Source organism: Ruegeria sp. AB6, assembly GCF_056542685.1.
The window spans coordinates 21,728-31,694 of record NZ_JBQGAD010000020.1 but is presented as its reverse complement, the minus strand read 5'-3'; the positions used below and the strand labels follow the sequence as shown (position 1 = coordinate 31,694).

The 9,967-nt window shown below is 53.7% G+C and carries 7 protein-coding genes; 3 read left to right on the top strand and 4 right to left on the bottom strand.

The window, feature by feature from the left end; all coding sequences use genetic code 11:
- Window positions 1–516 precede the first annotated feature (516 nt).
- Together ACR0DB_RS21930 and lon are read right to left on the bottom strand one after the other, a co-directional pair.
- Window positions 517–1,701, bottom strand: coding sequence for a hypothetical protein (locus tag ACR0DB_RS21930; RefSeq protein WP_170791743.1), 1,185 nt, complete (start codon window positions 1,699–1,701; stop codon window positions 517–519).
- Between the two features lie 869 nt (window positions 1,702–2,570).
- Window positions 2,571–4,979 carry an endopeptidase La gene (gene lon, locus ACR0DB_RS21925; RefSeq protein ID WP_170786606.1) on the bottom strand — a complete coding sequence of 803 codons (2,409 nt, stop codon included), beginning with the start codon at window positions 4,977–4,979 and terminating at the stop codon, window positions 2,571–2,573.
- Window positions 4,980–5,250: 271 nt separating this feature from the next.
- Here lon and ACR0DB_RS21920 point away from each other — a divergent pair, with 271 nt between their 5' ends.
- The gene (locus ACR0DB_RS21920) at window positions 5,251–6,414 is read left to right on the top strand and encodes a sugar-transfer associated ATP-grasp domain-containing protein (RefSeq protein WP_480552975.1); all 1,164 of its coding nucleotides are present in this window, start codon (window positions 5,251–5,253) and stop codon (window positions 6,412–6,414) included.
- Window positions 6,415–6,424: 10 nt separating this feature from the next.
- Here the strand turns inward: ACR0DB_RS21920 and tgt are convergent, their stop codons facing one another.
- Together tgt and ACR0DB_RS21910 are read right to left on the bottom strand one after the other, a co-directional pair.
- Entirely contained in the window at window positions 6,425–7,555 is a 1,131-nt protein-coding gene (gene tgt / locus ACR0DB_RS21915) for a tRNA guanosine(34) transglycosylase Tgt (protein ID WP_480552973.1), read from the bottom strand.
- A gap of 63 nt (window positions 7,556–7,618) precedes the next feature.
- Window positions 7,619–8,530: a nucleoside hydrolase gene (locus tag ACR0DB_RS21910; RefSeq protein ID WP_480504394.1), complete on the bottom strand. Its 912-nt coding sequence runs from the start codon at window positions 8,528–8,530 to the stop codon at window positions 7,619–7,621.
- Between the two features lie 178 nt (window positions 8,531–8,708).
- Between ACR0DB_RS21910 and ACR0DB_RS21905 the strand changes: the two genes are divergently transcribed.
- Both ACR0DB_RS21905 and ACR0DB_RS21900 read left to right on the top strand, forming a co-directional pair.
- Window positions 8,709–9,596, top strand: a complete 888-nt coding sequence (locus ACR0DB_RS21905) for an SPFH domain-containing protein (protein WP_480552971.1) — start codon at window positions 8,709–8,711, stop codon at window positions 9,594–9,596.
- Entirely contained in the window at window positions 9,596–9,874 is a 279-nt protein-coding gene (locus tag ACR0DB_RS21900; RefSeq protein WP_480552969.1) for an NfeD family protein, read from the top strand. The genes ACR0DB_RS21905 and ACR0DB_RS21900 overlap by 1 nt, the downstream gene beginning before the upstream one ends.
- Window positions 9,875–9,967 lie beyond the last annotated feature (93 nt).

Here is a 9,967-nt window from a genome sequence, read left to right as displayed (position 1 = left end):
CGCTGCGCTCAGCTGTTTGAGCAAAACTGAACGCAGGCATAATCAAGAAAAATGCAGAAACAAGAAGTTTAGTTAGCATGTCTTCTCCTAATAAAATTCATGGTTGAAGCCTGCAAAGTAGCACACAGTTTTGCAGTATAGCAAAACGTTGTCACACCGCTTAGCAGTTTCAAAGATGTATGTCAGTCAGTGTCACCAAAGACCGAAGTTCTTGAGCATCAGAATTGCGCCATATATCGAACGATTAGTCTAGAGCACTTAGGCGGAGAACGCTTGTTCGGCTGAAGCGATGTCAGTTTCGTCCGCTTTTTAGTCATTCCGATGGGCTCAGGTCCCAGACACGCTCAGGCAACCCGAAGTTCTCAGTGACAGCATTTCTGTCCTTACGCTTCAGAGTAATGCCTAAGATACTTCTTATAGGACAACGTGTCGGATGACTTGCAATAAGGGGGATAGTACCCCCTCCCAATAAAGTACCTTACCTAGTGGACTACATAAGGTAGCCTCAAATAGCCCTTAGGCGGCCATGGCAAAACCACTGTCCAAGGTCATCTTCACTTGAGGGATGAAGCCCAACCGTTCTTTATACTCATCCTTCAGCACAGTTGACGCCAATTCATGATCCCGTTGCTTCACGATCAGACTGTCATGAACCGGAAGGGACGGTATGTCTTGCAACTCATAGAGGCACTGCATTGCTTTTAGAAAACACTCTGCTTCTTCAAACTGCAAAATAGCCCAATCCAGTTTTTCGGGTTCGAGACTGGACAAAACCGGGTGTCGGGCCAAGATCGACGAAACCACGTCCTTCAGCTTGTACCGATCCCTAGGGTGGTAGCCATGTTCGGAAATGAAGTCGTCGTTGAAAGACCTCGGCCAGCGGGATGGGGGTTTCCCCCGCCCGATAGAGGCGACAATGATCCGTTTTGTGACCTCTCTCGATATCCCGTCGATCTGATAAGGATCGGGATCATAGGCGAGGGTCTCACCTTGGATTGCGTACAGAATGGATAGCTGACTGGAAGAAACATCAATTTCACACGTTGGTTCACCATCAATCATAATGGCTTTCCGTTTTTCCTTCGGCATCTGCATCCAATCGTCGTCAGAGGCACAATAGAAACGGCCCCCGAGATTGAAGTCGAACCCTTTCCGGTCACCGCAATTGAAGATACGTCGCAACATTGGTTGATCTGATAGGTTAAACTTGTGACGGGCGAGATACCTGTTCAGGGTCTCTACTTCGGTTCTGCGCTCCTGAAATCTGGGGCCACTCTGCTTGATGAGCTTGCCACCTTTTGGGAAATTGTAGTCGCCGTCTTTGGTACTGCGTACCTGCAAGACACTGGCGTGACTGTGACAGCGTTCAAAGTGCTCGGTGACGTTGGCCGCTGTGAGTTGGTAGCTCTGGGCCAGTTCCAACAGAGCTGGTGTGGCTCTGAACCTCCGCGCTTTTTTGTACGTTGTGTTTTGGTCACTGTCGTCAATCGAAGCTCGGAAATGCACAAAGCCAGTTTCTTCCATCAGCCCCATTCCCATCCAGTAGGTTCGAAGCTTGATAAAGGCATCACTACTCACCAAGGTCTGTGCAAGTTCGTCTTTGTCGGATGGTCGATACATGTAGCCTTTGGCGGCCTCATTCGCGCTGTGCTTGATTAGATCGGCAGCCAACGCTCCAACTGCCAATTTGAAGTTGTCCAAGTCGTTCTGTCGTCTGGCACGTTTTCGGGGGTGGTATTGTGCTTCGTAAGCAATAGTTCGGTTTATCAACTCGGATACAAAGTTCTTCGATGCTTCGGTTACCGTAGACCGATCTAACGAAGCAAACCGGGCTTTGTTGAATGTGTGTCGAAGTAGACGTGTTACGTCGTTGTTTGTTTTGCGCATACATTTTCCGTATTGGGCGGTTTCAAAAAGAGAGGAAAGATTTAGGGAAACTTCCTCCTTTATAGGCTCAATATCCGAACACACACTTTTTCAGGCACCAAACGTCTGGAAAACTGAATGCCATAGCCGTTACTCGAGCAACGCCAATCAGACCACAATTGCTGTGTACACCCGACTAGCGTGCATGTCGTTGAGAGGGCGAGACTGTCCTAAATGTTGAAGGCTTACCAACTAACTTTGTTGAAGATCACGATAGAAGTGTGCGGACACCAGTTTCAGGCTGATCTTCATCAACCATCTTCGCAACCAAACGTCCGCTAGTCAGTGTCGGCTTTCCACAAAAAAAGAGGTGTTGAGTTTTGGTTTCGCTGACCTTTTTCCTTTTGACTCATCTCAAGGAAGGCAAATTGTCCTGTGTGGGTTTATGTACCACAACATCTAGTATTGGATGTATGGAGGGTCAAGTTGTGACAGACATAACCCTTTGATGTTATTGGGTATGGGCTTCCCTAACTACTAGGTCTTGATAGGCGATTACATATCGAAGATGTCAGGAGTTCAAATCTCTTATCACCCACCATTTTCCCCTAAAACTTGGTGGTTCCTTGCGTCCCAATTCTTTGGATAGTCGCATTAAAAAGGCGAGGTTGAAACCCCGCCCATTTTGATCATTCAATCCGAACTCAGTGCGTTCTGGCAGACGCTGCCGAACTTTCCGCGGCTTTCGCAGCCGCGGCTGCGGCCTCCTCGGCTGCTTCGTCCCATTCGATGGGTTCAGGCTCGCTAATCAGCGCCTGCTTCAGAACTTCGGACACATGCGTGACCGGGATGATCTCCAGCCCTTCCTTCACGTTATCCGGGATGTCGGCCAGATCCTTTTCATTTTCCTCGGGGATCAGGACAGTCTTGATGCCACCACGCAGGGCCGCCAGCAGTTTTTCCTTGAGCCCACCGATCGGCATCGCGTTGCCGCGTAGCGAAACTTCGCCCGTCATGGCGATATCCTTGCGAACCGGAATGCCGGTCAGCACCGACACGATCGAAGTCACCATCGCCAGACCGGCCGAGGGGCCATCCTTGGGCGTTGCGCCATCCGGAACGTGGACGTGAATGTCCAGCGTGTCGAATTTCGTCGGCTTCACCCCGATCTGAGGCGAGATTGACCGCACATAGGACGATGCCGCGTCGATGGATTCCTTCATCACATCGCCCAGCTTACCGGTGGTCTTCATCCGCCCCTTGCCGGGCAGTTTCAGCGCTTCGATATGCAGCAGATCGCCCCCGACCGAGGTATAAGCCAGACCAGTCACAACACCGACCTGATCGTCCTGTTCGGCCAGACCATAGCGGTATTTGGGCACGCCCAGGAAATCATCCAGATTGTCGGGCGTCACCGTGACCGACTCGGCCTCTTTCTTGATGATCTTGGTCAGCGATTTCCGGGCAACCTTGGCGATCTCTCGTTCCAAGTTCCGCACGCCCGCTTCCCGGGTATAGGTGCGGATGATGGATTGCAGCGCATCATCGGTCAGCTCAAATTCCTTGGCCTTGAGGCCATGGTTTTTAACCTGCTTGCCGATCAGGTGCTGCTTGGCGATCTCGGATTTCTCTTCCTCGGTATAGCCAGCCAGCGGGATGATCTCCATCCGATCCAGCAGAGGCCCGGGCATATTATAGCTGTTCGACGTGGTCAGGAACATCACGTTGGACAGGTCATATTCGACCTCCAAGTAGTGGTCCATGAACGTACTGTTCTGTTCAGGGTCCAGCACTTCAAGCATGGCCGAAGCCGGGTCGCCACGGAAATCCTGCCCCATCTTGTCGATCTCATCGAGCAAAATCAGCGGGTTCGTGGTTTTTGCCTTTTTCAGCGACTGGATGATCTTGCCGGGCATCGAACCGATATAGGTCCGACGGTGGCCGCGGATCTCGGATTCATCACGCACACCGCCCAGCGAGATGCGAATGAACTCGCGCCCCGTGGCTTTGGCAACCGACTTACCCAGCGAGGTTTTACCCACACCCGGAGGGCCGACAAGGCACAGGATCGGGCCTTTCAGCTTTTTCGAGCGCTGTTGAACCGCCAGATACTCGACGATCCGTTCCTTGACCTTCTCAAGCCCATAGTGATCGGCATCCAAAATGTCCTGGGCACGGCCCAGATCCTTTTTGACGCGGGATTTGGTGCCCCACGGCAGCGACAGAATCCAGTCCAGATAGTTGCGCACAACGGTGGCCTCGGCCGACATGGGTGACATATTCTTGAGCTTCTTCAGCTCACCCTCGGCCTTTTCGCGCGCTTCTTTCGACAGCTTGGTCTCGGCGATTTTCTCTTCCAGTTCAGCAACTTCGTTGCCGCCGTCCTCGCCATCGCCAAGTTCCTTCTGAATGGCCTTCATTTGCTCATTCAGGTAGTACTCGCGCTGCGTCTTCTCCATCTGGGATTTGACGCGGGTCTTGATCTTTTTCTCGACCTGCAGAACCGACATCTCGCCCTGCATGAGGCCATAGACCTTTTCGAGCCGCTCACTAACCGAGAGCGTCTCAAGCAGTTCCTGCTTTTGCTCAACCTCGATGCCAAGATGGCCCGAAACCAGGTCGGCCAGCTTGGCAGGTTCGGTGGTTTCACCAACGGCGGTCAGCGCTTCTTCGGGGATGTTCTTGCGGACTTTGGCGTAACGCTCGAACTCATCTGCGACGGTGCGCAGCAGCGCCTCGGTCGTCGTCACGTCGCCCGGAATTTCGGTCAGATATTCAGCGCGGGCCTCGAAAAAATCGTCATTTTCCAGAAAATCGGTGATCTGCACGCGCGCCTGACCTTCGACCAGCACTTTTACAGTGCCATCGGGCAGTTTCAGCAGTTGCAGCACATTTGCCAGTACGCCCGACCGGTAAATCCCGTCGATTGCGGGATCGTCCTCACCCGGATCAATCTGGCTGGACAGCAGAATCTGCTTGTCGTCCTGCATCACTTCTTCCAGCGCGCGGACGGATTTTTCCCGTCCCACGAACAGCGGCACGATCATATGTGGAAACACCACAATATCGCGCAACGGCAGTACGGGGTACGAGGAATTCAGAGGCTCTTGCATGCTCTATCCTTATCGTTGGCAAGACGGCTCCGGTCCCTGTGTCAGGCAACACTCGGCCATCTCCTGTGTAGGTGAAAAAATGGGTTTGAAATCTCACTTTTTCAACCACAGTATTTGTGTGATCTTAAGATGAACCCGTACAGAAGGAAGCGCAAGGTACCAAATTGCACCACCCGTGCCCCGCAAATCCAAAGAGGGAAATCTATACTCCCGTGTTAAACCGTTTCGAACCTATACTGAAAAGAAGAATTTCTAACTGTAGAGGTTACTCGTGACAGAACAGACACTTCAAAACGCAGCGGCAAAGGATCAGGCTGCATATGAGGAAATCCGCGAAAAAAAGTACCAAGACCAACTAATCTACGCATCTCATAAGTCCGGGCGCTCCATTCTGCAAATCCAAAAAGACTTTTCACGTCTCGCGCGCTCGATCACTAAACTGAATTTGACCGAATACCTTTTGCATGGGTTTCACTACGAGGGAAATTATTCTGACGAAGAGCGTTTACAGTTCATCGGGAACAAAATCCACTGGCCCATCGCCAACACTTGCAACGATCACACTTGGAACGCGACGACAGAAGATAAAGCCCTCGCCTGCACACTACTCACCGCTGGTGGCCTTCCTGTCCCAGAGAACTTGGGTGTGATTGACAAGTCTCAAAGAGTGTTTCCCGGAATTAATAAGGTCAACACACCAGATGCGCTAAGAGCGCTGTGCATTGAGCACGCGGACGCAGGATTGTTTGGAAAAGTCATTGGCGGCATGGTTGGATTTGGTGTTTTCCGCATTCAGTCAGCAACAAACCATTCTTTGGTTTGCAGTGGCATTGGCGAAGTATCCTACGAAGACTTCCTGGATCGCGTAGTCGGCGAAAATAGCTATCTAATTCAACGTCAATTGAGAAACCACTCGCGTATTGCCCCATTCGCGTCTGCTCTGGCCACGGTCAGAATGGTTAATTTAGTGAGCGACGAGGGCGTTTATGTGCCCATGGCAGCAATGGCGTTGGCTCAGGGGTCAAATATTGCAGACGCTTTCTGGCGCGACGGAAACATCGCATGTGCTGTCGATGTAGACACCGGAAGACTCACGACAGTTGCGCAACGAGATGATCAGGAAATTCGATACCTTGAAGATCACCCAAAACAAGTTGGTTTAAAAGGTCTCAGCTTACCTTATTGGAATGAGCTGAAAGAAATTAACGCGCGCGCCGCTCGCCTCTTCGCACCAATAAGATACCAGTCAACCGATATTGCGATAACCGACACAGGACCAGTTATAGTTGAAATCAACTACGGATGCGGCTTTGGACTCCCGCAACAAGCTTCAGGAAAAGGACTGCTTACACCAGAAGTTCGCGCATTCTTTGAAAGCTGTGGTTATGACTTCGAAGCCAAACCCCGTCGACGGTTTCGTTTTTTTGGGCGTTAGGATTACAACATCAAATCGGCTCGATATCCCCTTGTGCGCGTTGGGCATGGAATTGATTTTGCCATGCCTCAAAGGTTCCCGCCGCAATCGCGCCGCGCATACCCTGCATGATTTCCTGAAAATAGTGCAGGTTGTGCCAGGTCAGCAGCATCCCCGAGATCATCTCGTTCGCGCGGAATACATGGTGCAAATAGGCGCGGGAGTAGTTGGAACAGGCTGGACACGTACACTGCTCATCCAGCGGGCGCGGGTCATCCGCATGGCGGGCGTTTTTTATGTTGACCACGCCATAGCGGGTGAAAACCTGCCCTGTGCGCCCTGAACGCGAAGGCAAAACACAATCCATCATGTCGATGCCACGCGCAACGGCGCCAACGATGTCGTCGGGCTTGCCCACTCCCATCAGATAGCGTGGCTTGTCGGTGGGCAGCATATCAGGCGCGAAATCCAGAACGCTGAACATGGCCTCTTGGCCTTCGCCGACGGCCAATCCGCCGACCGCATAGCCTTCGAACCCGATCTCTTTTAAGGCTTCGGCGGATTCTTCGCGGAAATCCTGTTCTAGTCCACCTTGCTGAATGCCAAACAAAGCGTGGCCCGGACGGTCGCCGAACGCATCACGCGACCTGTGCGCCCATCGCATCGACAGTCGCATCGATTCAGCAATCCGGTCCCGGTCCGCAGGTAAGGCCGGGCATTCGTCGAAACACATAACGATATCCGAACCCAGCAGGCGCTGGATTTCCATTGACCGCTCTGGCGTCAGCTCATGCTTGGAACCGTCGATATGCGATTTGAAGGTCACGCCCTTTTCGGTCAGTTTTCGCAGCCCGGCCAAGGACATAACCTGAAACCCACCCGAGTCCGTCAGGATCGGGCGTTCCCAGTTCATGAATTTGTGCAACCCACCCAGACGGTCAATCCGCTCGGCCGTGGGGCGCAGCATCAGGTGGTAGGTGTTGCCCAACAGGATATCGGCCCCGGTTGCGCGCACGCTTTCGGGCATCATCGCCTTGACCGTCGCAGCCGTTCCGACAGGCATAAAAGCGGGCGTCCGAACCTCGCCGCGCGGTGTGCGGATCACGCCGGCTCTCGCCTTTCCGTCGGTGGCTTTCAGGTCAAGAGAAAAACGTTCGGTCATAGGGGGCCTCGGGGTCGCTGAACCGGGCAGGATTTGCCTGATCTGCCCGCCCTTTGCAACCCGTCAGGGCAATGAAGCGACCCGTTGGGTGAAGAGATCGACCACCCCTGCCCCGTCGACATCGCAGCACACGTGCACGACGGGACGCGATGGATCGGGGCGGGTCAGGCCAATCTCGGGGCCGTCCGCAACAACCTGCAACCCGGTTTCCACCATTGTGAACATGTCCGCATGGGTACAGGCGATCACAGCTGTCGAATCGTGCAGCCCGCAACCCTCAAGCCCACCAACATCCTTGTAGAACTTCAGATAAAACTTCGAGATATCGCGCAGGAACCCACCCATATCTGCGGATTGTTCCGCGAGGCCGTCAAAATCGGCCCCTTCGTAGAGGGTCCTGAGCGTCACATCCAAGCCAACAACCACCGTCGTAGGAGGGTTGGCAAAAACCTCATCGGCGGCAAGAGGGTCATGGTAGATATTCGCCTCGGCATGCGGGGTAATGTTACCAGGGCAATAAACAGCGCCGCCCATGATGACCAAGCGGGCGATGTTCTGGGCAAATTCCGGGTCCAGACGCAGAGCAGCGGCGATATTAGTTAAGGGACCGACGGCGCAGACCACCAGTTCGCCCTTATGCACGCGGGCCATTTCAACCAGGTATTCGGCAGCGGACAGGCTGTGATTGCTCCCGATCTGAGGGATGTCGGTGACATCTCCAAACCCCTCAGGCCCATGAACATGCTCAGACGGCGCATGTGTGTCCGCCCCCTGCGCCACGGGTGCGCCTTCTGCGACCGGGGCGTTTATGCCCAGTTTATCCAACAAAAACCGAGCGTTCCGGCTGGATTGATGCACATGGGTGTTGCCGAAAACCGTGGTCAGACCAATAAGCTCAATCTCGGGGGCGGCAGCCGCATAGGCGATGGCCATTGCGTCATCAATGCCTGGGTCAGTGTCTATAATCAGTTTCATGTCTGCCCGATAGCGCAATCGGCAAGGGATGCAAAGTGGTCACAGACAGGCCTCCGCCCCCCTTATCAGCTTATTCAATGATTTGATTCCGCGCCCCTTCTCGGGATAGCTGAGTTGAAATTGGGCGAGTCAATCCCCAAATGTATACTATAGTACACAATACCGAGAGGACAGTTATATGGAAGAACAGATTATTGGATTGATTTCATCCAACATCATTTTCCTGCTGGGCGCGGCGCTGATCGTCGTCGTCATTTTCAAGGGCATAAAGATTGTGCCTCAATCCGAGAAGTTCGTGATTGAACGGTTCGGGCGCCTGCATTCGGTCCTTGGGCCGGGGATCAACTTTATCGTTCCGTTTCTGGACGTTGCGCGCCACAAAATATCCATTCTGGAGCGTCAGTTGCCCAACGCGACTCAGGACGCGATCACTAAAGACAACGTGCTGGTGCAGATCGACACCTCGGTCTTTTACCGCATTCTTGAACCGGAAAAGACGGTCTATCGTATCCGTGACGTAGATGGCGCGATTGCCACCACCGTGGCCGGTATCGTCCGCGCCGAGATCGGCAAAATGGACCTGGATGAGGTACAGTCGAACCGTGCGCAGCTGATTACCCGTATTCAGGAAAGCGTGGAAACCGCCGTGGATGACTGGGGTATCGAGGTGACTCGGGCCGAAATTCTGGACGTTAACCTGGATCAGGCCACCCGCGACGCAATGTTGCAGCAGCTGAACGCCGAACGCGCCCGTCGCGCGCAGGTGACTGAGGCCGAGGGTCAGAAACGCGCCGTCGAACTGAACGCCGATGCCGAGCTTTACGCGGCTGAACAAACTGCCAAAGCCCGCCGTATTGAGGCCGAGGCCGAAGCGTACGCAACCGGTGTGGTCGCCAAGGCCATTCAGGACAATGGTATCGAGGCCGCTCAGTATCAGGTCGCATTGAAACAGGTCGAGGCCCTGAACGCACTTGGCGCAGGTAATGGCTCGCAAACCATCGTGGTACCTGCAAATGCACTCGAAGCGTTTGGCGATGCCTTTAAGATGTTGAAGGGAGGCAAGTAATGGCAGATCCGTTCTGGTTGACATGGTGGATATGGTTGGCAGGGGCTTTGGCCCTCGGCATCCTCGAGATTGTGCTGCCGGGATTCATCTTTCTGGGCTTCGCAATTGGCGCGGCGATCACTGGGCTGTTGCTGGTCATCCCCGGTGTTGCCCCGTCCCTGCCGGTTTTGCTGCTGATCTTTGCAGCTTTGTCACTGGCAGCGTGGCTGGTGTTGCGGCGCATGTTCGCCCTGCCACATGGTCAGGTGAAGACCTTCCGGCACGATATCAACGAATGAATCGCTCGGCGCCCGATCATGGCGCCACGGCACCACTGGACGCTGCCCGTGGCTTTCCCTATATAAAAGCTCAGGAAACAGACCCGAGGCACG

What these genes read in the sequence shown, in the direction of transcription:
- lon (WP_170786606.1), bottom strand. Translation starts at nt 4,979, where the DNA reads ATGCAAGAGCCTCTGAATTCCTCGTACCCCGTACTGCCGTTGCGCGAT.
- ACR0DB_RS21900 (WP_480552969.1), top strand. Translation starts at nt 9,596, where the DNA reads ATGGCAGATCCGTTCTGGTTGACATGGTGGATATGGTTGGCAGGGGCT.
- ACR0DB_RS21910 (WP_480504394.1), bottom strand. Translation starts at nt 8,530, where the DNA reads ATGAAACTGATTATAGACACTGACCCAGGCATTGATGACGCAATGGCC.
- ACR0DB_RS21905 (WP_480552971.1), top strand. Translation starts at nt 8,709, where the DNA reads ATGGAAGAACAGATTATTGGATTGATTTCATCCAACATCATTTTCCTG.
- tgt (WP_480552973.1), bottom strand. Translation starts at nt 7,555, where the DNA reads ATGACCGAACGTTTTTCTCTTGACCTGAAAGCCACCGACGGAAAGGCG.